This is a genomic window from Streptomyces sp. NBC_01717, assembly GCF_036248255.1.
Lineage (GTDB): Bacteria > Actinomycetota > Actinomycetes > Streptomycetales > Streptomycetaceae > Streptomyces.
On sequence record NZ_CP109178.1, the window covers coordinates 6,513,600 to 6,540,115 of the forward strand.

The following is a 26,516-nucleotide window of genomic DNA, read 5'->3' on the forward strand; positions in this document are numbered from 1 at the left end:
TCCGATGTCACAAACCCTTCCCCTGGACGGGCTGTCCGCGGTCGTCACCGGCGCGGGCCGTGGGCTCGGGCGCGCCGAGGCGCTGGAACTGGCCCGGCTCGGCGCGTCCGTCGTCGTCAACGACTACGGGCAGCCGGGCCGCGACGGCTCCGGTGAGGCGTCCGCGGCACCCGCCGAGGAGGTCGCCGAGGAGATCCGCGCGGCCGGCGGCCGCGCGGTCGCCCACCTCGGCGACGTCTCCGACCACGAGCAGGCCCGCGCCCTGGTCGAACTGGCCGTCAGCGCGTACGGCAAGCTCGACATCCTGGTCAACAACGCGGGGATCCTGCGCGACCGGATGGTCTTCTCGATGACCGAGGACGAGTGGGACTCCGTCATCCGGGTCCACCTCAAGGGCCACTTCAACACCACCCACTTCGCCGCGTCCCACTGGCGCGCCCGATCCAAGGAGTCCGGCTCCCCGGTCTACGGCCGGATCGTCAACACCTCGTCCGAGGCGTTCCTCGCGGGCTCGGCGGGTCAGCCGAACTACGCGGCGGCCAAGGGCGGCATCGTCGGGCTCACCACCTCCACCGCCCTGGCCCTCGCCAAGTACGGCGTCACGGCCAACGCGATCTGCCCACGGGCCCGCACTCGCATGACGGAGGACGTCTTCGCGGGCTTCGAGAAACCGACGGACGGCCGGCTCGATGCGCTGGCCCCCGAGCATGTCTCCCCCCTGGTCGGCTATCTGGCCTCGCCGGCGGCCGCCAAGGTCAACGGACAGCTGCTCGTGGCGCACGGCGGGATGGTCGCGATCGTGGAACGCCCCAGGGTGGCGGCGAAGTTCGACTCGTCCAAGGAGACCTTCTCGTTCGACGAGCTGGACGAGCTGATCTCCCCGTACTACGAGGACCGCCCGGCGAACGAGACGTTCGCGGCGGCGGAGGTGCTGGGACTCAAGCGGGACTGACGCTTCCGGGCCAGCGCACGAGGAAGGGCCTCCGCAGCACATGAGGGTGCTGTGGAGGCCCTTCCTTCCCTCGTCGTTTTCGATGCGGTCAGGCCGCCCTGCGGCCCCCCTCGGAGGGGCGCCGGTGGCGACCGTGCGGCTGCGCGTCGGTGCTGTCCATCGACACACCGCCTCGGTGCTTTCCGGAGCCGCCGGCTTCGGCCCGTTCGGCGTCCGCCCCCGGCGGGCGCGTCTGGGTCGTGTCGGTTCGGGCTTCAGACATGTGGGAAGTCACCCCGTTGTGATCGCTTACGTGTGTGTCACCGGGACCATCGCGCCACCGCCACCCGAAGCGGTCACCGTCGGCAACCGCGCCGATTTGCTGTGTAGCCCCCAGGCCCGGAATCTTAACCAGGAGCCGTACGCCCCACGAGAGGCGCCTGCCCCAGTGGAACCGGCTTGCACACTGCAGGAGGCGTGGCAGCCGCGGACGGTTGCATACCGCTTTCCGTGGCCGCCGCCCATGCCGGCCCGACGCCGCGTTCCTCGTCCACCGGTGCCTCCACCAGGGCCACCCCGCACGGCACGTCCCCGTTCGCGTACGGAAGCTTGAGCACACCGTCCCTGGTCCACAGCCCGGACCCGGCCAGCCACCCTTCGGGAGCGGCGAGTTGATGCAGCCGGCGTCCCGTCGGCCGCCACACCCCGACCCAGCTGCCGGCCGCACCGTCGATCCGCAGCGCCACCGCACAGCTCTCCGGCATCAGCATCTGCCCCGGCTGCACGGCGAACGGCGTCACCGCCACATCCGCCGGACGCAGGCACTCGGGGAAGCGCACCGGCAGACAGCTGCCGAGCACCCCCCACCCGAGCCGGTCGTGGCCCGGCGCGTCGGAGCGGATCAGCAGCAGCCCGCTGTCCGCATCGGCGAGCAGCAGCCGGTCGTTGCTGTCCGGCGCGATCTGCAGCAGCGGCGTCACCTCGCCGCCCCGTCCCAGGTCCACGGCGACCGCCTTCACCGGACCGCCGCCCACGGGCTCCCGGTCCAGAGCAAGCAGCCGCCCGGCCCGGTCCAGCCAGACCCCGCCGGAACACCGCCCCGGCACGTCCGCGACATGAACCGGTCCGAACGCGCCGCCCGCCACCAGCCAGACGGCGGTGGAATGTTCCCCGACCGAAAGGGCGTACGCACTCGCACCGTCCGGCGAGGGCGGCAGCAGAGTCAGGCGCGCGCCGTCCGCGCACTCGAGGGCGCCGAGCGGCAGTTCGCCGGTGCCGGGTCCGGTCGGATAGAGCAGCGAGAAGGTGTGACGGTCCGCCACCTGGCGCCGGATCAGTACGCGACCGTCGGCGAGCGGCAGCACATCGGAGTCGAGCTCCTCCGGCTGGCCGAGCGGAAGCGGCACGGCGTACGGCTCATGCCCGTCGAGCGTCCAGCGCTCGGGGAACCAGGCCGCGGCGTCCACCGCTCCGGAGAGCGTGAGCCGTGCGGCGTACGAACCGTCGGCGGCGATGGTGAACGCGGCCGCGCCTGTGGTGGCCCTGACGCCACCACCCGGCTCACCGGACTCATCAGGCACGAGCGGATCAACGACCCCGTGGGACTTCGCCGGTTCGTACGGCACCCAGACGCCCTCCGGCCCCCGGGCTGCCTCCGGCCTCTCGGGTTCCTCCGGCTCCTCCCGGCCCCCGGGTCCTTCCGCTTCTCCCGCTTTTCCCGCTTCTCCCGGCACGGGGTTCACCGTCGCGGCGGCCCCGGTGGTGTCACCTTCGATGGCACAGGCAGTCATGGACTCGTCACCTCCAGCAACCGAAGCTAGTTTTCGCACTTCCTGCCGAACAACACGAGAACCGTCACTTCACACATAAGGGTGGTGATGCCCGGATTCACCTGAGGGGGTGGGGGCGGTTGTGCTCCCCGTAAAGCCCGCAGCTAAGGTTAGGCATCCCTAAGCGTTTCCTGTGGGGCCCTATTCCCTCAACTGGAGCAAGTGAGTACGTGATGTCCATACGACGCCGCAGCACCGCCGCCGTCGGCCTGGCAGTGGCCGCCGCCCTCTCCCTCTCCGCCTGCGGCAGCGGGGCATCGGACGACTCGGCCGAGTCCGGGGCCGGCAGCGACAAGAAGGCAGCCGTCGCGACCGGCGGCAAGGACTTCGCCGACGCGGCCAAGAAGACGGCCGCGTACGGGACGGACGCCAAGGCGGGTCAGTTCCCCCGGACCCTCACGCACGCCATGGGCACGACCGAGCTCAAGTCCGCGCCGAAGCGCGTCGTCGTGCTGGACGTCGGCGAGTTCGACAACGTCGTCTCGCTGGGTGTGAAGCCGGTCGGCTACGCCCCTTCCGAAGGTGACGCGGCCATCCCCTCGTACCTGAAGAAGGACGCGGGCAACCCGAAGAACGTCGGCACGATCAACAACCTCAACCTCGAGGCGATCGCGGGCCTGAAGCCGGACCTGATCCTGGGCAGCCAGCTGCGCGCCGCCGACAAGTACGACCAGCTCTCCAAGATCGCGCCGACCGTGTTCTCCATCCGTCCGGGCTTCACCTGGAAGGAGAACTACCTCCTCAACGCCGCGGCGCTGGACAAGACCGCCAAGGCGAAGAGCGAGCTCGACGCGTACGAGAAGAAGGTCGCGAAGCTCGGCGAGGACATCGGCCCCGACAAGCCGACCATCTCGATGGTCCGCTACCTGCCGGACCGCATCCGCCTCTACGCGAAGGCGTCGTTCATCGGCACGATCCTTGAGGACGCAGGTCTGCCGCGGCCCAAGAACCAGCAGATCAACGACCTCGCCGCCGAGATCAGTCCGGAGAAGATCGACGAGGCGGACGCCGACTGGATCTTCACCGGCGTCTACGGCGACCCGAAGGCGACCAAGCGCGACACCGCCCAGTCCAACCCGCTGTGGAAGAACCTCAAGGCGGTCAAGGAGGGCCGGGCGAAGGACGTCCCGGACGAGACCTGGTACCTCGGCCTCGGTGTCACGGCGGCGAACCTGGTCCTCGACGACCTGCGCGCGGACCTCGTCAAGTAGCGGACCGGATCAGCAGGGCCCGGGCCGGACAACGGCCCGGGCCGAACTGCGTGTAAGGATCCGTGACCGGCTGTCGCCGGTTGTCCAGTGAGTCCTCACAGGTCATCGCAGTCATGGGCGGCGGGGCACGGACGGAAGGTAGCCTTTCCTCCGTGCCCCGTCTGTCTGAAGTCCTCGCCGCGCTCGACGCCCTCTGGCCTCCCGAGCGGGCCGAAGGTTGGGACGCGGTCGGCACGGTCTGCGGAGACGTCGACAACCCGGCCGCCGAGGTCGACCGTGTGCTCTTCGCCGTCGACCCCGTCCAGGAGGTCGCCGACGAGGCGATCAAGCTCGGCGCCCAGCTGATCGTCACCCATCACCCGCTCTATCTGCGGGGTACGACGACGGTCGCCGCCACCACCTTCAAGGGCCGGGTCGTGCACACCCTCATCAAGCACGACATCGCCCTGCACGTCGCGCACACCAACGCCGACACCGCCGACCCCGGCGTCTCCGACGCCCTCGCCGGCGCCCTGGACCTGCGCGTCACCGGACCCCTCGTACCGGACCCGACCGACCCCAAGGGCCATCGCGGCCTCGGCCGGATCTGCGAGCTGGACCACCCCGAGACCCTCCGCGACCTCGCCGCCCGCGCCGCCGCCCGGCTGCCCGCCACCGCGCAGGGCATCCGCATGGCGGGCGACCCGGACGCCGTCGTCCGTACGGTCGCGGTGAGCGGCGGCTCCGGCGACAGTCTCTTCGACGCGGTGCGTGCCGCGGGCGTCGACGCCTTCCTCACCGCGGATCTGCGCCACCACCCGGCCTCCGAGGCCGTTCAGCAGTCCGCGATCGGCCTGATCGACGCCGCGCACTGGGCCACCGAGTGGCCCTGGTGCGAGCAGGCCGCCGCGCAGCTCGACGCGATTTCCGACCGCCACGGATGGGGCCTGCGGGTCCATGTCTCGAAGCAGGTCACCGACCCCTGGACCACCCACCACTCTTCTGGAGCCCCCAACTGAACGCCGCGCCCGCCGACCAGATCCGACTTCTCGACGTCCAGGCCCTCGACGTACGGCTGTCGCAGCTTGCGCACAAGCGCAAGTCGCTCCCCGAGCACGCCGAGATCGAGTCGCTCACGGCCGACCTCGCACAACTGCGTGACCTGCTGGTCGCGTCGCAGACCGAGGAGAGCGACACCGCCCGCGAGCAGACCAAGGCGGAGCAGGACGTGGACCTGGTGCGCCAGCGCGCCGTCCGCGACCAGCAGCGGCTGGACTCCGGCGCGGTCAGCTCGCCGAAGGACCTGGAGAGCCTCCAGCGCGAGATCGCCTCGCTGGCCAAGCGCCAGGGCGACCTCGAGGACGTCGTCCTCGAGGTCATGGAGCGCCGCGAGTCGGCGCAGGAGCGCGTCACCGAGCTCACCGCACGGGTCTCGGCCGTCCAGGCCAAGGTCGACGACGCGACGGCCCGCCGGGACGCCGCGACGCAGGCTCTCGACGACGAGACCGCGACCGTCACGAAGGAGCGCGAACTCGTCGCCGGCTCCGTGCCGGCGGACCTGCTCAAGCTGTACGACCGGCTCCGCGCCCAGTCGGGCGGGGTCGGCGCCGCGCGCCTCTACCAGCGCCGCTGCGAGGGCTGCCGGCTGGAGCTGAACATCACCGAGGTCAACGACGTGAAGGCCGCGTCCCCGGACACGGTGCTGCGCTGCGAGAACTGCCACCGCATCCTGGTCCGTACGGCGGAGTCGGGCCTGTAATGACGCAGCCCCGCCAGTTCGTCATCGAGGCCGACGGCGGGTCCCGGGGCAACCCCGGGCCCGCCGGTTACGGCGCGGTCGTGATCGACCCGGTGACAGGGGAGACGCTCGCCGAAGCCGCCGAGTACATCGGTGTCGCGACGAACAACGTCGCCGAGTACAAGGGCCTCATCGCGGGCCTGAAGGCCGCGAAGGCACTCGTGCCGGACGCGTCGGCGGAGGGCGCGCTGCAGGTGCGCGTCCGGATGGACTCCAAGCTGGTAGTGGAACAGATGTCGGGCCGCTGGAAGATCAAGCACCCCGACATGAAGCCGCTCGCGGCGGAGGCGGCGCGGATCCTGCCGGCGTCCGCGGTCACGTACGAGTGGATCCCGCGCGAGAAGAACAAGCACGCGGACCGGCTCGCCAACGAGGCGATGGACGCGGGCAAGAGGGGCAGGCAGTGGGAGCCGTCGGCATCGACGGCCGCCCTCGACCTGCCCCCGGTCTCCGGTCCGCCCGGGGACGCGGCGGCGGGCGCCGCGAAGGCACGGGCGGCGATGTCCACCCGCGGGGAAACCGCGGCCACCCCGCAGGTCGGCTGGGGCGCCGCCGACCTCGGGGCGCCGGCCACATTCGTCCTGCTCCGGCACGGCGAGACGGCCCTCACGCCCGAGAAGCGGTTCTCGGGCAGCGGCGGCAGCGACCCCGAACTCTCGGCGGCCGGCCGCCACCAGGCCGAACGGGTGGCGGAGTCCCTCGCCGCCCGGGGCACGATCCAGGAGATCATCAGCTCCCCGCTGCGCCGCTGCCGCGAAACAGCGGCGACGGTGGGTGCCCGCCTGGGTCTGCCCGTGCAGATCGAGGAGGGGCTGCGCGAGACGGACTTCGGGGCCTGGGAGGGTCTGACGTTCGCCGAGGTCCGTGAACGGTACGGCCCCGACCTGGACGCCTGGCTCGCCTCCACGCGAACGCCCCCCACCGGCGGCGGAGAGAGCTTCGCCGAGGTGGCCCGCCGGGTCTCGGCCACCAGGGACCGCCTGACCACCCGCCACGCGGGCCGCACGGTGCTCCTGGTCACCCACGTGACCCCGATCAAGACCCTGGCCCGGTTGGCCCTGGGCGCCCCACCGGAGTCCCTGTTCCGCATGGAACTCTCGGCGGCGTCGCTGTCGGCGGTGGCGTACTACGCGGACGGCAACGCGTCACTGAGACTGCTGAACGACACGTCGCACCTGCGGTAGGGAGCGGAAGCCCCCGCGGGGAAATCAGCCGCGCAGTGCCGCAGCCTCGCCCGCCAGCCGCTCCACCCGTACCCAGTCCTTCGCCGCCACCGCATCTCCAGGAACCATCCAACTGCCGCCCACGCAGCCGACGTTCGGCAGCGCCAGGTACGTCGGCGCCGACGCGAGCGTAATGCCGCCCGTCGGGCAGAACCGGGCCTGGGGGAGCGGTGCGGACAGTGCCTTGAGGTACGCCGTACCGCCCGCCGCCTCCGCCGGGAAGAACTTCATCTCGCTGACCCCGCGCTCCAGCAGCGCCACGACCTCGGACGTCGTCGAGACCCCGGGCAGGAACGGCACCTCCGACGCCTTCATCGCGTCCAGCAGCGGATCCGTCCAGCCCGGACTGACCAGGAACCGCGCCCCGGCCGCCACCGTGTCGGAGACGTTCCGCGCGGAGATCACCGTGCCCGCCCCCACCACCGCACCCGGCACCTCCGCCGCGATCGCCTCGATCGCATCCAGAGCAGCAGCCGTCCGCAGCGTCACCTCGATGGCAGGGAGCCCGCCCGCGACGAGGGCCCGGGCGAGCGGCACCGCGTCAGCGGCGTCCTCCAGGACGACAACGGGCACAACGGGGGCAAGGTCCAGCACGGAGGAGGAGGTCATGGCCTCATCTTGCCGCGCCCACCGCACTGCACGCAACGCGCGTTGCGCATGTTGCAATCGCCTCGGTCAGTGGATCTCCGTCACGACCACATCGAGTGCCCACGGCCGTCCCGGCCGCCCGGGAGCCTCCGCCTCCACCACGTACCCCAGCCCCCGCAACGCCTCCACCAGCTCCGCGGGCCCTTTCGGCCGGGCCCCCGACTGCAGCAGGTCGCGGACCATCCGCCCCTTCGTCGCCTTGTTGAAGTGGCTGACCACCGACCGCTTCTCCACCCCGTCCACCATCTGGGAGTGCAGCACCCGCACACTCGCCGTGCGTTCCGCCACCGCACCCTTCGGCTTCCACGCCACCGCGTACGCGGACGACCGCAGATCCAGTACCAGCCCGTCCCCGGCCGCCTCCGGCATGACCTCGGCCATCGGCGCACGCCAGTACGCGCCCAGTGCACCGAGACCCGGCAGCTTCACCCCCATCGAGCAGCGGTACGACGGAATCCGGTCGCCCACCCGCACCGCGCCCCACAGCCCGGAGAAGACCAGCAGGGACTTCCCGGCCCGCCGCCGGGCCGCCGTGTCCAGGGACGCCAGGTCCAGCGCGTCGTACAGCACCCCGGTGTAGATCTCCCCGGCGGGCCGCGTCCCCGCCGTCCGCAGCTCGACGTTCTTCGCGATCTCGCCGCGCAGGCCCTCGCTCAGGCCGAGCGTCTCCCGGGCCTTCTCCTCGTCCGCCACGCACAGCTCGACCAGTTCGTCGAGGACCGCGGCCCGCGCCACGGCCAGCCCCGGCAGCGACAGCGACTCCGGCTTCAGGGGTGCTCCGCGCCCCGAGGCGGCCTTTCCTTCGGAGGGCGGCAACAGCACGAGCAAGGCGGTTCTCCTTCGTACGAACAGGGAAAGCGGCCCCCACAACTGCCCAAGGCCCCGCCTGCCAGCGTACGGGGACACCCGGACCGCCCGGGCCCGGCACCCGGTCCGCAGGACCACCCGCCCCGGGTCCGCAGGACGACCGGCACCCGGGATGCCGGTCGCCCCGCCCCGCCATACGCTCGGTCCATGCCCCGCCGCCATCTCCACATGACCGGCGCAGCCGACACCCCGCTGCGGGCGGCCCTGCGCAATCTGCGCACCTCGCTGGCACTGCCCGCAGACTTCCCGCCCGAGGTCCTCGCCGAGGCGGCACAGGTGGCGAAGTCCCTCGTCCTGACCGGACACCAGGATGCGACCGACCTGCCCTTCTTCACCATCGATCCGCCCACGTCCACCGACCTCGACCAGGCGATGCACCTCGAACGCCGCCCGCACGGCTTCCGCGTGCACTACGCCATCGCCGACGCCGCCGCCTTCGTCCGCCCCGGCGGCGCACTCGACACCGAGGCCCACCGCCGGGTGACGACCCTCTACTTCCCCGACGGCAAGGTGCCGCTGCACCCCACCGTGCTCTCCGAGGGCGCCGCCAGCCTGCTCCCCGGGCAGATCCGCCCCGCCCTGCTCTGGCGGATCGACCTCGACACGGAGGGCCGCGCGGTCGCCACCGACGTACGCCGGGCCCTGGTCCGCAGCCGGGCCAAGCTGGACTACGCGGGCGTCCAGCGGCAGATCGACGCGGGCACCGCCGAGGAACCCCTCGCCCTGCTGAGGGACATCGGCCGGCTCCGCGAGGAGCAGGAGGTCGCCCGCGGCGGGATCTCGCTCGACGTGCCCGAGCAGGAGATCGTCCGGCGTGACGGCGCATACGGCCTGGAGTACCGCGCCCCGCTGCCCGCCGACGGCTGGAACGCCCAGATCTCCCTCCTCACCGGCATGGCCGCGGCCCATCTGATGACCGAGGCGGGCACCGGCATCCTGCGTACGCTCCCGGTCGCCCCGGACGGCGCCGTCGCCCGTCTGCGCCGCTCGGCCGAGGCCCTGCACATCGACTGGCCGCACCACGTCCCGTACGCCCAGGTGGTCAGGTCGCTCGACCCGAAGAAGGCGAGCGACGCCGCGTTCCTCCAGGAGTGCACCACCCTGCTGCGCGGCGCCGGCTACACGGTCTTCGACCACGGCGAACTTCCCACCCCCGCCGTCCACGCCGCCGTCGCCGACCTCTACACGCACTGCACCGCGCCGCTGCGCCGCCTCGTCGACCGGTACGCGGCCGAACTGTGCCTGGCGGCGGTCGCGGACCGGGAACCGCCCGAGTGGGTGATGGCCGCGCTCCCCGGTCTCCCGAAGGAAATGGCCGAGGGAACGCGCCGCGCCAACACGGTGGAACGCGAGTGCGTCGATCTGGTCGAGGCGGCACTCCTCAGTGACCAGGTGGGCGAGGTCTTCGACGCGTACGTGGTCGACGTGCAGGACCAGGAACCCACCATCGGCACGGTCCACATCGAGCACCCGGCCGTCGTCGCCCGGATCGACGGCGGCACGACGAAGCTCCCGCTGGGCGAACGGTTCCGGGTGCGCCTCACCCAGGCGGACCCGGGTGCGGCGAAGGTGCTCTTCGCCCCCGCGTGAGCGCGACGACGTCGGCGCGCGGCCCGTGGCCCCGCGGCGCACAGCCGCCGCAGGACGACGGCCTGCACAGCGAGCGCGGCCGGAACAAGGGCCTCGGCGCTCCCTTGGACCGCACCCCGGCAGCGTGGGAACCCTGACGCGGCCGCAAGGCGGACACGCCCGGACCGGTTGCCGCGCCGGCCCCTCCCATCTCGTAGGATCACGCCTTCGGATACGGGCTCCGACGGCTCCACGGACTTCCGGCGCACCCCGGCGGACTCCGTACGAAGGAAGGCTTTCCAGCGTGACTGAACGTGTCACCGCCCCCACGACGGACCGCGTCACGGGCCACGTGACGGACCGGGCCCGGCAGATCATCGCCGCCGCCCGCACCCTCCTGGAGACGGAAGGCCCGGAAGCCCTCACCATGCGCCGGCTCGCCGACAGCATCGGGATCACGGCACCGTCCCTCTACAAGCACTTTCCGGACAAGTCCTCCGTGCTGACGGCCCTGGCCGGCGAGGTGCTGCGGGAGACGGCCGAGACGCTGGAAGCGGCGGAGTCCGTGGCGCCCGGGTCGTTCCCGGCCCTCGCCACCGCGTACCGCGCCTACGCCATGGCCCACCCCCATCTGTACCGCCTCACCACCGAGCACCCCGTGGACCGGACATCCCTCCCGCCGGGCCTGGAGCAACGTGCCGCGGCCCCGCTCTTCAGGGCCGTGGGCGGTGACCAGGAGCGGGCCCGGGCCGCCTGGGCCTTCGCGCACGGGATGGTGGTCCTGGAACTCAACGGCCGCTTCCCTCCAGGAGCCGATCTGTCGGCAGCCTGGTCGGCCGGCATCGCCGCCTTCGGCACGGTCCGCCTCTGACCTGCCCGCCGGTCGGGCCTCGTCCGACCGGCCCCGCTCCGCCGGGTAGCATGGTCGACACGGCAGACGAGCCGGCCGGACGGCCGCGTGAGGATCTTCGGATCCTCCCGAGGAACGTCCGGGCTCCACAGGGCAGGGTGGTGGCTAACGGCCACCCGGGGTGACCCGCGGGACAGTGCCACAGAAAACAGACCGCCAGGGACTTCGGTCCTCGGTAAGGGTGAAACGGTGGTGTAAGAGACCACCAGCGCCTGAGGTGACTCAGGCGGCTAGGTAAACCCCACCCGGAGCAAGGTCAAGAGGGGCCGTCGTAAGACGGTCCTGCGCGAACGCTCGAGGGCTGCCCGCCCGAGTTCGCGGGTAGACCGCACGAGGCCGACAGCAATGCCGGCCCTAGATGGATGGCCGTCTCCCCGGCCGCCGCGAGGCGACCGGGTGACAGAACCCGGCGTACAGGCCGACTCGTCTGCCGTCTCTGACTGCCGTAAGTCAGGACGCGTTTCTTCCGGGCAATGATGGGCCGTCAGACCGGGCCGGGCTGCGCGGCCTTCCGGGCCGGCCTCGGAGCGGCAGCCTGCGCTGAGCCGCTCCGTGGCCAGGGGCGGCGTCGGAAACGGTGCGCGGGCGAGACTCCCGTCGGCGTTGTCGAGCCGCAGGACGTGATCAGCCCCCCACGGCCACGTACGGACGGCGCACGTCCAGCCCCTCGATTGCTCGTCTTCGGCCGCCGCCGGACCCTGCCTGACAGGCGGTCAGGAAGCCCTTTCGCGGCTCGTCGCCTCCTCGCCGAGCGGGCGTGACCAGTCCCTGGCGAGGATCTCCGGAGGGGGTGACCGGCCTCGCGCCCGAGCAGCCGCTGCGTCGTTGTCGTGCCCCTGGTGCGGGGCGCCGTTCCGTACGCGTGATGATCGCGCCGGCGGCGGCCGGATTCGTGGCTGCCAGGTCCTGCTGACGGCGGACCAGGTCCTTCTCCCCTGTCGGCGCATCACCACCTCGATACGCCTTCGTCACACCTTCGTCGTCGACTTCACGGGTGACGGTGGGGATCACCTCGGCGGTGTCGGGACGTCGATCGGGACGCTTTACCTGTACAAGGGTCATGGCGTCGGCGCCATCGATGGCGGTTCCCCCTTGGGGAGATCGGTTCCGGTGGCTGGAACGGGATCTCGGACTGCGCCGGCGGTGACTTCACCGGTGACGGTACGGGTGACCTGGCAGCCGATCGAGTTCCAGCCGGGCGCCACCGGAAAACCCCTACCTCTACAAGGTCGACGGCACAGCGGCTTCAACGTCCGCATCGAAATCGGCATCGGCGGCTGGTGGCGCCCCACCAGGCGGGTCCGAGTTCACTGCGGCCCTGCCCCGCCTCTGTGCGCTCCCGCGCCCCGACCGCGCCGGCCGTGCCCCATCGGCCCAACTCCGGGAAGAGAGAATGAAGATCCGACATCTGCGCCGTTCAGCTTCTGCCTTCATTGCCGCCATCGGACTGACCGCCATGTTCCAGCACTCCGCTACCGCTACGGCAGCGGAGTCGCGGACCCACGTCGAGTACGGGGGACTCTCCATCGACGTCCCGGCCGGGTGGAGGCTGGTGGACCTGGAGAAGGAACCGAACGCCTGCGTACGACTCGATCAGCACACCGTGTACCTGGGGCATCCGGGAGCCCGCCAGTCCTGCCCCACCCACCTGGTCGCCGCGAAGACCGAAGCGATCGTGCTGGAGCCGTTCACCGGAGCTGCGCCCCGAGAGGATGTGCCCACCCTGAACGTCCCGGCGGGCTCCCCCGCTCCCAGGACCCTCCCGGCCGGGGACTCCCGCGAAGTACGGCTGGCCTTCGAAGGCGCAGGCGTCTACGCGACCGTCAGTTACGGGTCGTCGACGGCAGCGATCGAGGAGATCCTGGGCTCCGCCACCACCGGAAGCACGGCCGAGCCGCAGACGGTTCCGACGCCCCGGGCGCCGACTTTCACGGCAGCCCCTACCGCCATCCCGAGCACCGGCTACACCGGCAAAGCCTTCGATGCCTGCTCGGCACCCTCCTCGGGCGCCATGGCGGACTGGGCTTCCTCTCCCTACAGAGGGGTGGGCATCTACATCGGCGGACCGAGCAGGGCCTGTTCCCAGCCGAACCTCACCGCTTCATGGGTGGCCGAGCAGAGCAGCCGTGGCTGGCATCTGCTCCCCATCTACACGGGCCTCCAAGCCGGGAGCATCTCGTCGTCGAGCGCGACCAGCCAGGGCCGGTCGGCCGCCGATGCGGCTGTGGATCTGGCACAAGCGCTCGGATTCGTCCCCGGCACGGTGCTCTACATCGACATGGAGGCGTACTCCTCGGGCTACCGCACCAACGTCCTCAACTACCTCTCCGGCTGGTCCGCCCGTCTGCACGAACTGCGGTACCGGTCAGGCGTGTACAGCTCCTCCTCCAGTGGCATCAAGGACCTCGCCTCCGTCTACTCGTCCACGACGCTGGTACGTCCGGACGTGGTCTGGGTCGGCAACTGGAACGGTGTGGCCAACACCGCCGACGTGAACATCCCGGCCGGGTACTGGGCCAACCATCAGCGTGTTCACCAGTACTCGGGCAATGTCACCGAGTCGTACAGCGGGACGACGATCAACATCGACCGGAACTACGTCGACGTCGGCGCCGCTGCGACCACGGGCGACCCGGGTATGACAAACCTGACGGCCGGTGACTTCAACGGGGACGGCAGGAAGGACCTGGTGGCCGTTCAGGTGGCGACGGGCAACCTGTGGCTGTATCCCGGTACGGGCACGGGCAATCTGACGTCGCCGCCGCTGCTGATCGGCAAGGGCGGCTGGAACGGCATGGCGAATCTGGCCGTCGGTGACTTCAACTCGGACGGCAGGGACGACATCGTCGCCACGGAGAAGTCGACCGGGAAGCTCTACCTCTACAAGGGCCACGGCAACGGCACCATCGACGGCGGCCCCTCCCGGACGGAGATCGGTTCCGGCGGCTGGAACGGGATGAGCAACATCTTCGTCGGTGACTTCACGGGTGACGGCAGGGATGACCTCGGCGGTGTCGAGAAGTCGACCGGGAAGCTCTACCTCTACCGGGGCCACGGCAACGGCACGATCGACGGCGGCTCCTCCCGGACGGAGATCGGCTCCTACGGCTGGAACGGCATGGACAAGATCGTCAGTCCCGGTGACATGAACAGGGACGGCAGGGACGACATCGTCGCCACCGAGAAGTCCACCGGGAAGCTCTACCTCTACAAGGGCCACGGCAACGGCACCATCGACGCCGGTCCCTCCCGCACCGAGATCGGCTCCCGTGGCTGGAACGGCATCTCGGACTACGCAGGCGCCGACTTCACCGGTGACGGTACGGGTGACCTGATGGCCGTCAAGTCCGAACCGGGTGCCACCGGGAAGCTCTACTTCTACAAGGGCACCGGCAAGGGCGGCCTCAACACCCGCGTCGAGATCAGCTCGGGCGGCTGGTGAGGGATCGGCCTCTCGACGAAGGCAACCCGGGGGCAGCCCGGAGCAGGCAGCGCCGGACCCGGCATTCGGTCCGGCGCTGCCGCCGCGCTGTGCTCCGGAGGTCTGCGCGGGCCGGCGAGCCGGCCGGGGCGTCAGCCCGCCATCGGCAGGATCCTCCGCGACGGCGCCGCGCGCAGTTCGTCCACGGCCACCGCCTCCCCGCTGTCCGCGTCGACATAACTGACACGGACGATCGGGTCGTCACCGGTGTCGCGGCCCGCCGTGGCGTCGAGTGCGAACACCACCGCGACCGGGCGCGCGTTCTCCCGGTCCCCGTACACCCCCGAGTACTGGAGAATGCGCCAGCCGTCGTCCTCCCAGTGGTCCAGCAAGGCGGACCGGACCACTGGTGCGGCGGCCTGCCAGGCGAGGGAGTTCTCCAGGAGTTCGACGCTCGCCGCGACCGGCACCTGGTCGGTGGCGGTGCCGAGGAGCGGGTGCCCGAAGACACGCAGCCTCGTCCGGCGCAGTGGCAGCAGCCACCACCGGTCGAGGTCGGCCGAGAGGGCGACCAGAACCGCCGCCGCCCCGGCCAGGAAGGCCAGGGCACCGGCAGGCCGCTCGGTGACCGCCGGCCACCAGGTGTCCTGTGCCACCGCCACCGTGGCCCCGCCGATGAGCACGACCGCCGCCCGCGCGAACGCCCGCCAGGTGATGGGGGTGTCCTCACTTGCCGAGCAGCCGCAGGAGGACTCCGGTGCCACGGCCCGGCCGTAGCCGAGGTAGCCGAGGAACCCCGCCCCGAGGACCGCGGCGGCCGCCCCCGGCACCGGGTTCGCCGGGACGACCAGCAGACCCGCGGCGATCAGGAGTTCACCTGCGCCGGTCGCACGCAGTACCGTCGTGGCCCGCTCACTGCTGCGCAGCATGCGGGCCAGCGCCGTCTTCGGCGCCTGCTGTGCGGTGCCCCGGCTGAACACCTTGACCGCACCGGTCCACCCGAGCAGGCCCGCGAGGACCAGCGGGGCGAGGCCCGTTGTCAGTGACAGCATCTCTACCTCTCTCTGTGTCCTTGGGCCTGTATCAGTGCCCGACGGAGATGCGGACGACGTCCACGGAGTTGTCGGACGGCCGCCAGGCACCGAGCACCTGGGCGCTCTGCCCGATGCGCAGCCGGGACAGGTCGGACGTCAGCGCGCGGCCCGCGTAGGAGGCGCTGGCGTCCGGGGCGACGTGGCCGACCAGTTCGTGCTGCCCGTGGGCGAGGTGCAGCCGGTTCTTCGCGATGCCGCGGATCTGCGTGTCCAGATTCACGATGTTCACCCACACCGCGTCGGCGGCCACGGTGCCGTCCGGCATCTTGACGCCGCGTGCGTAGAGCCCGTCGCCGACCTCGATCACTTCGGCTGTGGTGGCGCGCACCTTCCACACGCTGGTGACGTTGGTCATCTGCACCCGGGAGTGGCCGCCATTGGATCCGGCCACCTCCAGGATGCTGCCGGTGATGCCCGTGATGCGGCCCTCCACGAAGGTGGACTTGGCTATCGCGGGGTCGAGCGAGGGTTCCGCGGCGAAGGCGGCCTCGGCGTCGAGGCCGCCGAGCGCGGTCGCGCCGATGATGGTCGCGCCGCCCAGGGCGGCATTGGTGAGGAAGCGCCGGCGGCGCATCCCGTCGGCCCGGTCGTGTCGTACGGTCATGTCGGTCCTCCTCACTCGTAGATGTAGACCGGCAGCTTGCCCGAGCTCAGGTTGCCGATCGCCGAGAAGGCGGCCGGCGTCAGGTCGAGGACGCGGTTGGTGCGACAGGTGCCGTTGCAGCAAGTCGCCTCGCCGCACCAGTCCTTGGTGCGCGGGCCGCAGTCGGTGATCGTGATGCACACCGTCGCGCCCGAGCACTGGTGCTTGACGTTCATCACCGCGCCGCAGCCGCGTCTGGGGATGTTCTCGCCGCAGAGGTCGGGCCGGGTGATGTTCCAGCACGCCTGTGAGGCATTGGGCCATGCGCCGTGGTGTGCGCTGGACTGGCAGTTGCCGCAGGCGCCGCCGCCGGCACTGGAGCATGGCCCCCAGGCGTTGCCGCAGCAGAACCAGCTGGTTTCACCGGCCCACAGGCTGGTTGATCCGCAAGCCATCGTGTTGCCCCTCCTAGGAAGTGACAAGTGCATGACAAACACTGGACCGGCCGTCGACGCGCACATGTGAAGCGGGGATGCCCGTGTTGCGGCCGGGGATGGTTGTGCGAGCGAAGCAACCCAATGATGCGCGTAGACAAGCGGGTTGCATAGATGGCCTCGTTCCGCATCACCGATGGCCTCGTCGGCCGGATGGCGAGCCGGTGATCAGCCTTCCGGCCCTGCTCGATGACCCAGGTGTCCGGCGAACCACTCTCCGGCCAGCTCCGCCACCTTCCCGAGAGCACCGGGCTCCTCGAACAGGTGAGTGGCACCGGGGACCACGGCGAGCCGGTTCTCGCAGCGCAGCAGCGCCTGGGCCTGGCGGTTGAGGTCCAGCACCACCTCGTCATCGCCTCCGACGATGAGCAGCGTGGGCGCGGTCACCGCCGGCAGCCGTGGCCCGGCCAGATCGGGCCTGCCGCCACGCGAGACGACCGCCACGGCCGGGGAGTCCGGCTCCGCCACCGCCCACAGCGCGGCCGCCGCACCGGTGCTGGCCCCGAAGTAGCCGACCGCGAGGCCCTGGGTCTCGGGCCGGTCGAGCAGCCAGCGGGTGGCGCCGGTCAGGCGGCCGGCCAGCAGGGCGGTGTCGAAGGTGTTGGCCCGGTCCAGTCCCTCCTCCGCCGTGAGGAGGTCGAACAGCAGGGTGGCCAGCCCGACCGTGTTCAGTGAGGTCGAGACGGAGCGGTTGCGCGGGCTGTGCCGACTGCTGCCGCTGCCGTGGGCGAACACCACGATGCCTGTGGCCCCTTCGGGGACCGTCAGCTCCCCGCCGAGCCGGACCGGTCCGGCGTGCACGACGACATCCGCGGCCGCCATCCCCGCTCCTCCCGCAGCTCCCACGGTTGCTGCGTTTTCGTGCCGCTGCTCGATTCCCTCGAGAAGGTGGGCATTCCGCCCGACATTGTTCGCAGGCCAGGACGTCCAGCTGTCGTCACCGCTCGCGGCTCACGACCGGACTCCCCGACAACATTGCACCTACGTTCCACGCTACTCGCGTTCAGCCGTGGTGCGAGCGCCGGACGACTTCACCGCCGGAGCCCACCGTGGCCGCCGTCCCGGCCCCGGAGAAGCTGCGCCTCTCTCGCTCCGTACCGGCTCATCCTTTGACGACGCCCAGCGGCACCAGTCGGGCGACCAGCCGGGCGAGTCCGGCGCCCTCGGTGACCGCGGTGACCGCGTCGACATCCTTGTACGCCTCCGGCGCCTCCTCGGCGAGACCACGCCACGAGGACGGGCGTACGGCGATGCCCCGAGCCTCCAGCTCGCCGCGAAGCTGCTCCCCGCGGACCATGCGCAGCGCGTGATGGCGGCTCCAGACCCGGCCGGCGCCGTGGCAGGCGGAGTGGAAGGCTTCGTTTCCGGGCAGGCCGACCATCACGTACGAGGCGGTGCCCATCGTTCCGGGGACCAGTACCGGCTGGCCCGCCCGGACGAGGTCCTCGGGCAGGCTCGGGTCGCCGGGCGGCAGCGCCCGCGTCGCGCCTTTGCGGTGGACGCACAGTGGACGTGCCACACCGTCCACTTCGTGGGTCTCGAGTTTGGCCGTGTTGTGCGAGATGTCGTAGACCAGCTCCAGGCCGACTCCCGCAGCCGTCGCGAAGGCGTGGCGGGCGGCTTCGGACAGCAGCTGGCGGTTGGCCCGGCCGTAGTTGGCGGCTGCCGCCATCGCCCCCAGGTAGGCGTGGCCCCGCGGCGACTCCACCGGCGTGCAGGCCAGCTGCCGGTCCGGGACCTGGATGCGATGCCGGTGCAGTTCCTGGTCCATCAAGCGGACGTGGTCGGTGCACACCTGATGTCCCAGGCCGCGTGAGCCGCAGTGGATCATGACGCACACCTGGCCCACCCGCAGCCCGAAGGCCGCCGCGGTGGCCGTGTCGAAGATCTGGTCGACGGCCTGGATCTCCAGGAAGTGGTTGCCCGAGCCGAGGCTTCCCACCTGGTGGAGGCCGCGTTCGACGGCGCGCCTGCTCACCTGCCCCGGGGCCGCGCCGTCCAGGACGCCGTAGTCCTCGCAGCGCGCGAGGTCGCGCGGCACACCGTGCCCGTGCTCGACCGCGTACCGAGCGCCGCCGACCAGCAGCTCGTCGATCTCCCCGGCGCCCGAGAGCTTCCACAGGCCGCCGCGCCCCATGCCGCGCGGGATGGTGCCGTCGAGGATGTCCATCAGCCGCCGCAGCCGGTCGTGGCCGAGCGCCTCATGGTCGATGTCGGCGGCCAGCAGCCGTACGCCGCACGAGATGTCGAACCCGACGCCGCCGGGCGAGATCACCCCGCCGTGGGAGATGTCGGTGGCGGCCACTCCGCCGATCGGGAAGCCGTAGCCCCAGTGGATGTCGGGCATGGCGAAGGAGGCGCGGACGATGCCGGGCAGCGTGGCCACGTTCGCCACCTGCTCCAGCGCCTTGTCCCCGGCCGCCTGTGGCAGCAGCGCCCGTGAGGCGAACACCATCCCGGGTACCCGCATCGGCTCCCGCTGCTCGATACGGAAGCGGTACGGGCCCTTCTCCACCAGTGCGATGTCCACGTCCTCACCTCCAGTCGACCGTCAGCCGACCGGTCCGATCGGCGACGGCGGTGCCGAACTCGGCGCAGGCGGCGGTGAGCCGCTCACGGATCCACTCCCGGTCCTCGCCGCGCGCCAGGCGGGTGTGGCAGTAGTCCAGGGTCAGCGGCATCACCTCCACCCGGGCGGGAACCAGGTGCGCGGCATCCGGGCCGTCCAGGGTCACCAGGAAGAGGAGCCCCAGGTCGTTGCGGAGGACCGGGTCCACGGCGTAGTCGTCGACGAAGTCGCCCAGGTCGTACAGGATCCGGTCGGCGATCCCGTGGAACACATGGGCGGAGTGCCCGGCGACGAGCGTCGCTCCCGCCGCCAGCAGCTCAGGGGCAGCGGCCGAGACGTGACGCGGCGGCCGCGAGGTCATGTTGGGGCCCCAGTGCGGAGTGACCAGCACGACATCCGCCGCCGCCGCGGCCCGGCCCACCGACTCCGTCAGCCAGTCGGGCACCCCCGAGTAAAGATCTGCCCAGGCCGCACCGGGACTGTCCGCCCCGGCCGCGTACTCCTGCGGGTGGTCCGTGACGCCCACCACCGCAAGCCGCACACCGCCCGCCTCCAGCACCGCGAACTCCCGGGCCGCGCGTGCGTCCGCCCCGGCGCCGACCACGTGCACCCCCGCCCCGGCCAGCAGGGTGCGGGTATCAGCCATGGCGTCGAACCCGTAGTCCAGAGCGTGGTTGTTGGCGAGCGTCACACAGTTCACGCCCAGTTCGGCCAGCACCATCGCGGCGGCGGAGGGGGCGCGGAAGAAGAAGGCCTTCTGCGGGTCGGGCCAGCGGTGCCCTCGGTCGGAGACACAGCACTCCAGGTTGAGCACGAACAGGTCCGCCTCCGCGATCGCCTCCCTGACCCCTGCGGAGACCAGCGTCCCCGGCGTCGGCGAGCGGCGCAGTTCCTCGGCGACGCCGCGCCCGAGCATGGTGTCGCCTGCCAGTGCCACCGTGAGCGCCATGATCCCGTCCCTTCCCCGTCCCGCACTCAGACGTCGAGGGTCACCCGGCAGGTCCAGCCGCCGGGGCCGCCCCGCAGGTGCAGGTCGTGCAGTGAAACGGCCTTCGGCACCGCACCGACCGGCACGGCGGTGCCGGCGTCGGCCATCCGGAAGCGGACCGATACGCCCCGGCCGGCCCCCGCCGACCGGATGGACCCCACCTCCACATCGAGCGGGATCTCACCGTCGGCGTCCATCCGGTAGACGACCTCCTCCAGGACGGACACCAGCAGATCCGCGTCGGACTCCGCCGTGACCACGTACGCGCGTTCGCCGACAACCGCGGTCCCGGACGTGTCGGCGAAGCCCTCCACCATGGCGCGCACCGCCTCGCCGATGCACCCCTCGGCCGTCGGCGACCACGCCTCCAGCTGCATGTCCGCGGTGTGTGGCACAGCCCGGTGTCCGCTCGCGCCAGGCTGCTTCCCCACGGGTTCCCGACCGTCCACGGGCCGGCGCCTCTCCGTCGTCTCCGGATGCACAGCCTGATACCGGGTTTCCCGAGCCGCAGGCGATGCCTCCTCCAGAGTCGTCCCGTACACCGCTCCGGGGCAACCTGCGCGAGGCGGCGCACGCTGTCACCGGGCGCGGGGCCATCGGCGACGGTGTCCGGGTTTCGGCCATGAAGGCCTCGAGGCCACCTGTCGGCCACGGGTCGGCGCCGCACACTTTCAGCCGCCGATGCCGGCCTCATTGACCACCGGCAATCGAAAGGTGACATACGGTAGTTGCCTCGCCGTCCTCGTGAAGGAGTGCACGCATGCCGGTCTCGCTCGGTCTCGGTCTTCCGCAGATGAAGCAGTACGACATCGGCCGCGACGTGGCCACGGTGGCACGCGCGGCGGAGGACGCCGGGTACGAGAGTCTGTGGGTCTTCGAGCGCGTGCTCTTTCCCGAGCCGGCCACCCAGGGGCTGTACGGCGTACCGGGGCTGCCGTGGCCCGATGAGTACCGCAGCGTCGCCGACCCGCTGGTCACCCTCACCCTGGCCGCCGCGGCCACCGGCCGGGCCCGGCTCGGCACCAGCGTCCTGATCGCCCCGCTCCACGTACCGTTCCAGCTGGCCCGTTCGCTCGCCTCGCTCGACGTCGCGAGCGGCGGCAGGGTGGTCGCGGGCCTCGGAACCGGCTGGTCACTCGACGAGTACGCGGCCGCCTCGGTCGCCCCCTTCGAGAAGCGCGGCGCGGTCCTGGACGAACTGCTGGACGTCTGCGCGGCCGTCTGGGGCCCGGACCCGGTCTCGTACCGGGGCGAGCTGACCACCATCGCACCGGCCGAGGTCGGCCCCAAGCCCGTTCGCCCCATCCCGGTCTATCTGCCGGCCAACAGCCCGCGCTCCACCCGCCGCCTGGTGGACCGGGCGGACGGCTGGATGCCCGTCGCCATGGGCGCCACGACACTGGCCGAACAGTGGCGGAAGGTGCAGGACGTGGCTGCCGAGCGCGGCAGGGACCGGCCGATCGGCGTGTGCGTCCGCGCCAACGCGAGGTACAGCGCCAAGCCGTTCGAGGGCGCGGACCGGCAGCCTTTCCGGGGCAGTGTGGCCCAGATCGTCGAGGACCTGGTGGCACATGCCGCAACGGGCGTGCCCGAGATCCTGCTGGACTTCCAGGCGACGACGCGTGACGCCGCCGAACTCGTCGACGTGGCGGCCGAGGTGTATCAGGAGGCCCGAGCGGCGGGCGTCTGACGGTCGCACCGGAGGAGTACCGGTCCGCCGTCCGGCGGGACCGATCGCGGCGGCCGACAGCACGCCGCTGCATCCCCCTCATCAGTGCCGGTCACCTGCGCCCGGTCCGTCCATGTCCGCCGCGGACCATGGGGGGACCGGCGGACCGCATGTACGGGGCGCCGCCTCATTTTCCGGGGAGCAGTCGAGCCTCCGCGCTCGGCAGCTTGCTCCACCAGTGGCCGTAACGGCGATAGACCTCCGGTTCGCGGTCGGCGAGGAAGGCCGTCAGTGACCGCGCCTCGGCGGCGAGTTGCTCCCAGACGCCGTCCGGCAGGTGGTGGAAGGCGGTCGCCTCGACCCCTCCCTCGGCCGGACGCCATACGCCGGCGACGTACCCGTCGACCAGCAGGGTCGGCAGCGCGTCTCCGTTCCTGCGGATGACGAGCGTGCGGTAGTCCGGTGGGATGACACGGCTGCGGTCGGAGAAGGCCAGCAGGATGCTGTCCCACATGGCCATCAGCCGGGGCGGTGCCGTGACCGTCTCATTCCCCATGTCGTGAACCCGGCGCCGAGGATGCCCGCGGAGTACCCGGCCGTGCACCCCGACCTGTACCCCGGCGCCTGATCGAGTGCTGACCGCGTCGGGATTCTTCCACGCGAACTCTTGTACGTGAGCGAAGCTGTCCGGCGTCGATCTCGCTCGAGCGCGGCCGGTGACCGGTGGCGCATTCCGGTTGGTGTGCGGACGGCGTGCGCGGTGGTCTTCGTCGGGCGATTTTCGGCCAGTGGGTTGTCGCGGTCCCGGGCCGGGTGGCGACCTCCGGAAGGAGCTGTTCCGGTAGTGGCGTTCCGGGGCGGGGCGCACGGGTCCGGGTGGGTGGTCACCGGAGAGGGGAATCGTCCGGTCGGAATGCGGTGCAGGCGGCAGTCGCCGGCCGCACGGTGGCGGCGCAGGTGATTCCGGATCGCCGACCCGGGCGGGACCTGCTGTTGTGTGCCGTGAAGGGCCCGGCGGCGAGCGTCCAAGTTAACGAGTACGTAAGGCAGTTGTGATTCAACACTTGACAGGTGCCTATCACCACGCCACTTTGGGAGCGCTCCCACCATCAAGACTTGCACGCTTCCTTACCCTCCGCTCCCCACACCTTCGAGACGTGAACCGGAGGCATGGGCGCTGTCGCGCACCCATGTCCCCGGCTGTTCTCGGCCGAGGAAAGCGAATGTCATGAGTCTGGTAAAGCGCTCCATGCACGGCTGCCCCGGCGGGCTGCCGGTCCTGTCACTCACCGCATGTGCAGTCGCCGCATCCCTGGCGGGAGCGCCGGCCGCGGTGGCCGAGCAGAGCACCCTGCACGACCTGGCCGCCACCCAGGGGAAGTACTTCGGCTCCGCCACCGACAACCCCGAACTTCCCGACACCGACTACGCCGCCACCCTGGGTTCCGAATTCGGTCAGATCACTCCGGGCAACTCGCGACAACGGGGCGTCCTCGTACGGCACGTGGTGCGACCGGTCCCCACTCGGTTGCGCCACCATCACCCACCGGGTGGCCGCCGCGAGTGCGCCGAAGGCCGGCGCCGACCACTACCTGGAGGTCGGCTTCGGCAGCGGCAGTCCGGCGACGGGTGCCCCCACCGGTGAGATCCAGCTGCGGCTGAGCAGGGCCGACTGGTCGAACTTCGACGAGACCGACGACTGCAGCCGCACCACCGTGTCCTCCTACGCGGACGCCCCGAAGGTCGCGGTCCACATCGGCGGCGAACTCGCCTGAGGCATCGAGCCCTGACGATCCGCACCACCTGCACAGCCCTCCCTCCCCCTACGACACCCGCCAACGGAGGATTTGTGTCGATATCACGTAGAACATTCAGTACTGCCTTGAGTGGCAGCCTGATCGCGATGGGTCTGACCCAGGGCACCGCCGTGGCCAAGCCCACCACCCCGACGGGCGAGGGCGCCCGTGCCGCGGCTGCCGACGACCCGTACACCCAGGCGTTCCTCACCCAGTACGGCAAGATCAAGGCGGCGGGAAACGGCTATTTCAGCCCGGACGGCCTTCCGTACCACTCGGCCGAGACGCTGATGGTCGAGGCGCCGGACCACGGTCACGAGACGACCTCCGAGGCCGTCAGTTTCTGGATGTGGCTGGAGGCCGCGTACGGCCGGGTGACAGGGGACTGGGGCCCCTTCAACGAAGCCTGGGCGATCGCTGAGCGCACGATCATCCCGCAGCACGCCGATCAGTCCACCGCCGACGCGTACAACCCGAGCTCCCCGGCGACCTACGCGCCCGAATGGCCGCTGCCCGACAACTACCCGTCCGCCCTGAACAGTTCGGTGCCGGTCGGCTCGGACCCCATCGCCACGGAACTGGCCTCGTCGTACGGCACGATGGACGTCTACGGCATGCACTGGCTGATGGACCTGGACAACACCTACGGCTACGGCAACAAGCCGGGCACCGGCGGCGAGTCGGGACCGGGACCCGGACCGTCGTTCATCAACACCTACCAGCGCGGCGCACAGGAATCGGTGTGGGAGACCATCCCGCAGCCGACCACCGATCTCTTCAACTACGGCGGGCCCAACGGCTTTCTCGACCTGTTCGTCGACGACGCCAGTTATGCCAAGCAGTGGAAGTACACCAACGCCCCGGACGCCGACGCCCGCGCGGTGCAGGCCGCCTACTGGGCATACCGCTGGGCCTCCGCCCAGGGCAAGGAGGGCGAGATCGCGGCGTCGGTGGCCAAGGCCGCCAAGATGGGCGACTACCTCCGCTATGCCATGTTCGACAAGTACTTCAAGCGGATCGGCAGTTGCACGGATCCCAACTCCTGCCCGGCCGCGTCCGGCCGTGACTCCCAGCACTATCTGCTGTCGTGGTACTACGCCTGGGGAGGCGCGGCCGCGGGCAGCGGCGGCGGCTGGGCCTGGCGCATCGGTGACGGCGCCTCCCACCAGGGCTACCAGAACCCGCTCGCCGCATGGGCTCTTTCCAATGTCCCGGCGCTGACACCCAAGTCGGCGACGGCGCGCACCGACTGGGCGAAGAGTCTGACCAGGCAGCTGGAGTTCCTGCAGTGGCTGCAGTCCGCGGAGGGCGCTTTCGCCGGGGGCTGCACCAACAGCTGGGACGGGAAGTACGGAACCCCGCCGGCCGGCACGCCGACGTTCTACGGCATGGCGTACGACTGGCAGCCGGTCTACCACGACCCGCCGAGCAACAACTGGTTCGGCTTCCAGGTGTGGGGCATGGAGCGCGTCGCCGCGTACTACTACGTCACCGGCAACGCGACCGCCAAGGCCGTGCTGTCCAAATGGGTCGCCTGGGCCTCCGGGAAGACCACCGTCGGCGCCGACGGCAGCTACCGCTTCCCCTCCACCCTCAACTGGACGGGCAAGCCGGACACCTGGAACCCCACATCCCCCGGGAACAACTCGGGACTGCACGTCTCGGTCGTGGACTACTCCAACGATGTCGGGGTGGGCGCCGCATACGTCAAGACACTGACCTACTACGCCGCCAAATCGGGCGACGCGGCCGCCGGAGCCCTGGCCAAGGCCCTGCTCGACGCGATGGCACTGAACGCCGACGACAAGGGCATCGCGGTACCGGAGACCAGGGCCGACTACAACCGGTTCGACGACGAAGTGTTCGTACCCGACGGGTGGTCGGGCGAGATGCCCGGCGGCGACACGGTCGAACCGGGCGTCACCTTCATCGGCATGCGGTCCTGGTACCGGGACGACCCGGACTGGCCGAAGGTCCAGGCCTACCTGGACGGCGGACCGGCACCCACCTTCACGTACCACCGGTTCTGGGCCCAGGCGGCGCTCGCGCTCGCCTTCTCGATCTACGCCGAACTGCTGGTGGAGGGGGACGGCGGCGGTGACACCGAACCACCGACGGCGCCGACCGGGCTGACGGTCACCGCTACGACGAACAGCAGCGTGTCGCTGTCGTGGTCCGCATCGACCGACAACGTCGCCGTCACCGGCTACGACGTGTACCGCAACGGGGTACTCACGGGCAGCGCGACGACGCGAGCGTTCACGGACCAGGGCCTCGCCGCCGCCACCGCGTACAGCTACGCGGTGGCGGCGCGCGACGCGGGCGGCAACACCTCGGCGCTCTCCACGGCCGTGTCCGCCACCACGAAATCGGGCGGTGGTGGAACAGGCTCGGTGAAGGTCCAGTACAAGAACACCGACTCGTCGGCCACCGACAACCAGATCCGGCTCGGACTGCAGATCGTCAACACGGGCAGCGCCCCGGTCGATCTGTCCACGGTCAAGGTCCGGTACTGGTTCAGCTCCGAGGCCGGTGCGAGCACCTTCTCCACGTACTGCGACTACGCCGCACTCGGATCGTCGAACATCAACCACACGGTGGTGACGGTCAGCAGCCCGAAGACCGGTGCCGACCACTACCTGGAGGTCGGTTTCACCGGCGGCGCGGGCAGCCTGGCCGCGGGCGCCTCGACCGGGGAGGTCCAGTTGCGACTGAACAAGTCCGACTGGTCGAACTTCAACGAGGCCGACGACTACAGCCGCGCCACCAACACCGCGTACGCCGACGCACCCCGCCTCGCCGCCTATGTGGGCTCGGCTCTCGCCTGGGGAGTGGAACCGTGAGCGGACTCCTCACGAACACGGCGGCCCGTCACCGCAGCCGCTGGTTCCCGCCCCTCGCCGCCACCGCCGCGGCGCTGCTGCTCGCCGCCGCATC

21 protein-coding genes, 1 other RNA gene and 2 pseudogenes are annotated in these 26,516 nt (G+C 71.0%); 13 read left to right on the forward strand and 11 right to left on the reverse strand.

Features of this window, described 5'->3' with window-relative positions; genetic code table 11:
• The first annotated feature begins 4 nt into the window (after nucleotides 1-4).
• Nucleotides 5-952, forward strand: coding sequence for a 3-oxoacyl-ACP reductase (locus OHB49_RS29535; protein WP_329164032.1), 948 nt, complete (start codon nucleotides 5-7; stop codon nucleotides 950-952).
• 386 nt (nucleotides 953-1,338) lie between these two features.
• Here the strand turns inward: OHB49_RS29535 and OHB49_RS29540 are convergent, their stop codons facing one another.
• The gene (locus tag OHB49_RS29540) at nucleotides 1,339-2,721 is read right to left on the reverse strand and encodes a hypothetical protein (protein WP_329164033.1); all 1,383 of its coding nucleotides are present in this window, start codon (nucleotides 2,719-2,721) and stop codon (nucleotides 1,339-1,341) included.
• A gap of 212 nt (nucleotides 2,722-2,933) precedes the next feature.
• On the opposite strand from OHB49_RS29540, the gene OHB49_RS29545 reads away from it, so the two are divergent.
• The 4 genes from OHB49_RS29545 (at nucleotide 2,934) to OHB49_RS29560 (ending at nucleotide 6,932) form a co-directional block, all read left to right on the forward strand.
• On the forward strand, nucleotides 2,934-3,971 hold the full coding sequence (locus OHB49_RS29545; RefSeq protein WP_329164034.1) for an ABC transporter substrate-binding protein: 1,038 nt from the start codon (nucleotides 2,934-2,936) through the stop codon (nucleotides 3,969-3,971).
• 152 nt (nucleotides 3,972-4,123) lie between these two features.
• Nucleotides 4,124-4,969, forward strand: coding sequence for a Nif3-like dinuclear metal center hexameric protein (locus OHB49_RS29550; protein ID WP_030970515.1), 846 nt, complete (start codon nucleotides 4,124-4,126; stop codon nucleotides 4,967-4,969).
• A complete protein-coding gene (locus tag OHB49_RS29555; RefSeq protein WP_329166662.1) occupies nucleotides 4,966-5,709 on the forward strand; it encodes a zinc ribbon domain-containing protein in 744 nt (247 codons plus the stop codon). Before OHB49_RS29550 ends, OHB49_RS29555 begins: the two co-directional genes overlap by 4 nt.
• Nucleotides 5,709-6,932 carry a bifunctional RNase H/acid phosphatase gene (locus OHB49_RS29560; protein ID WP_329164035.1) on the forward strand — a complete coding sequence of 408 codons (1,224 nt, stop codon included), beginning with the start codon at nucleotides 5,709-5,711 and terminating at the stop codon, nucleotides 6,930-6,932. Before OHB49_RS29555 ends, OHB49_RS29560 begins: the two co-directional genes overlap by 1 nt.
• Before the next feature lie 24 nt (nucleotides 6,933-6,956).
• Here OHB49_RS29560 and eda read toward each other — a convergent pair whose 3' ends face one another.
• Together eda and yaaA are read right to left on the reverse strand one after the other, a co-directional pair.
• Nucleotides 6,957-7,580 (reverse strand): bifunctional 4-hydroxy-2-oxoglutarate aldolase/2-dehydro-3-deoxy-phosphogluconate aldolase, encoded by a 624-nt coding sequence (gene eda, locus OHB49_RS29565; RefSeq protein WP_030970520.1) that lies wholly within the window; start codon nucleotides 7,578-7,580, stop codon nucleotides 6,957-6,959.
• Between the two features lie 66 nt (nucleotides 7,581-7,646).
• Nucleotides 7,647-8,447, reverse strand: coding sequence for a peroxide stress protein YaaA (gene yaaA, locus OHB49_RS29570; protein ID WP_329164036.1), 801 nt, complete (start codon nucleotides 8,445-8,447; stop codon nucleotides 7,647-7,649).
• Nucleotides 8,448-8,633: 186 nt separating this feature from the next.
• Here yaaA and OHB49_RS29575 point away from each other — a divergent pair, with 186 nt between their 5' ends.
• The 5 genes from OHB49_RS29575 (at nucleotide 8,634) to OHB49_RS29595 (ending at nucleotide 14,407) form a co-directional block, all read left to right on the forward strand.
• On the forward strand, nucleotides 8,634-10,076 hold the full coding sequence (locus OHB49_RS29575; protein ID WP_329164037.1) for an RNB domain-containing ribonuclease: 1,443 nt from the start codon (nucleotides 8,634-8,636) through the stop codon (nucleotides 10,074-10,076).
• Entirely contained in the window at nucleotides 10,073-10,213 is a 141-nt protein-coding gene (locus OHB49_RS29580; RefSeq protein WP_329164038.1) for a hypothetical protein, read from the forward strand. The genes OHB49_RS29575 and OHB49_RS29580 overlap by 4 nt, the downstream gene beginning before the upstream one ends.
• Before the next feature lie 194 nt (nucleotides 10,214-10,407).
• Nucleotides 10,408-10,926 carry a TetR/AcrR family transcriptional regulator gene (locus tag OHB49_RS29585; protein WP_329166663.1) on the forward strand — a complete coding sequence of 173 codons (519 nt, stop codon included), beginning with the start codon at nucleotides 10,408-10,410 and terminating at the stop codon, nucleotides 10,924-10,926.
• 67 nt (nucleotides 10,927-10,993) lie between these two features.
• Nucleotides 10,994-11,395, forward strand: an RNA gene (rnpB, locus tag OHB49_RS29590) — RNase P RNA component class A.
• Nucleotides 11,396-12,358: 963 nt separating this feature from the next.
• Nucleotides 12,359-14,407 (forward strand): glycoside hydrolase domain-containing protein, encoded by a 2,049-nt coding sequence (locus tag OHB49_RS29595; RefSeq protein WP_329164039.1) that lies wholly within the window; start codon nucleotides 12,359-12,361, stop codon nucleotides 14,405-14,407.
• Between the two features lie 131 nt (nucleotides 14,408-14,538).
• On the opposite strand, the gene OHB49_RS29600 is transcribed toward OHB49_RS29595, so the two are convergent.
• The 7 genes and pseudogenes from OHB49_RS29600 to OHB49_RS29630 all read right to left on the reverse strand — a co-directional run bounded on the left by OHB49_RS29600 (nucleotide 14,539) and on the right by OHB49_RS29630 (nucleotide 20,596).
• Nucleotides 14,539-15,438 (reverse strand): MauE/DoxX family redox-associated membrane protein, encoded by a 900-nt coding sequence (locus OHB49_RS29600; protein ID WP_329164040.1) that lies wholly within the window; start codon nucleotides 15,436-15,438, stop codon nucleotides 14,539-14,541.
• A 31-nt stretch (nucleotides 15,439-15,469) separates the two neighbouring features.
• On the reverse strand, nucleotides 15,470-16,084 hold the full coding sequence (locus tag OHB49_RS29605) for a cell wall protein (protein WP_078852651.1): 615 nt from the start codon (nucleotides 16,082-16,084) through the stop codon (nucleotides 15,470-15,472).
• A gap of 11 nt (nucleotides 16,085-16,095) precedes the next feature.
• On the reverse strand, nucleotides 16,096-16,551 hold the full coding sequence (locus tag OHB49_RS29610; RefSeq protein ID WP_329166664.1) for a hypothetical protein: 456 nt from the start codon (nucleotides 16,549-16,551) through the stop codon (nucleotides 16,096-16,098).
• Nucleotides 16,552-16,725: 174 nt separating this feature from the next.
• Nucleotides 16,726-17,418, reverse strand: a pseudogene (locus OHB49_RS29615) (dienelactone hydrolase family protein); the annotation flags it as partial.
• Between the two features lie 241 nt (nucleotides 17,419-17,659).
• Entirely contained in the window at nucleotides 17,660-19,087 is a 1,428-nt protein-coding gene (locus tag OHB49_RS29620; protein WP_329164041.1) for an RtcB family protein, read from the reverse strand.
• Between the two features lie 4 nt (nucleotides 19,088-19,091).
• Nucleotides 19,092-20,075, reverse strand: coding sequence for a CapA family protein (locus OHB49_RS29625; protein WP_329164042.1), 984 nt, complete (start codon nucleotides 20,073-20,075; stop codon nucleotides 19,092-19,094).
• 26 nt (nucleotides 20,076-20,101) lie between these two features.
• A complete protein-coding gene (locus OHB49_RS29630; protein ID WP_324608683.1) occupies nucleotides 20,102-20,596 on the reverse strand; it encodes an archease in 495 nt (164 codons plus the stop codon).
• Between the two features lie 278 nt (nucleotides 20,597-20,874).
• On the opposite strand from OHB49_RS29630, the gene OHB49_RS29635 reads away from it, so the two are divergent.
• Complete coding sequence (locus OHB49_RS29635; protein ID WP_329164043.1) at nucleotides 20,875-21,804, forward strand: LLM class F420-dependent oxidoreductase; 930 nt, start codon at nucleotides 20,875-20,877, stop codon at nucleotides 21,802-21,804.
• A gap of 166 nt (nucleotides 21,805-21,970) precedes the next feature.
• Here OHB49_RS29635 and OHB49_RS29640 read toward each other — a convergent pair.
• A pseudogene (locus OHB49_RS29640) lies at nucleotides 21,971-22,429 on the reverse strand (DNA glycosylase AlkZ-like family protein); the annotation flags it as partial.
• A 649-nt stretch (nucleotides 22,430-23,078) separates the two neighbouring features.
• On the opposite strand from OHB49_RS29640, the gene OHB49_RS29645 reads away from it, so the two are divergent.
• Both OHB49_RS29645 and OHB49_RS29650 read left to right on the forward strand, forming a co-directional pair.
• Complete coding sequence (locus tag OHB49_RS29645) at nucleotides 23,079-23,558, forward strand: cellulose binding domain-containing protein (RefSeq protein WP_329164044.1); 480 nt, start codon at nucleotides 23,079-23,081, stop codon at nucleotides 23,556-23,558.
• Between the two features lie 119 nt (nucleotides 23,559-23,677).
• A complete protein-coding gene (locus OHB49_RS29650; protein ID WP_329166666.1) occupies nucleotides 23,678-26,422 on the forward strand; it encodes a glycoside hydrolase family 48 protein in 2,745 nt (914 codons plus the stop codon).
• Nucleotides 26,423-26,516 lie beyond the last annotated feature (94 nt).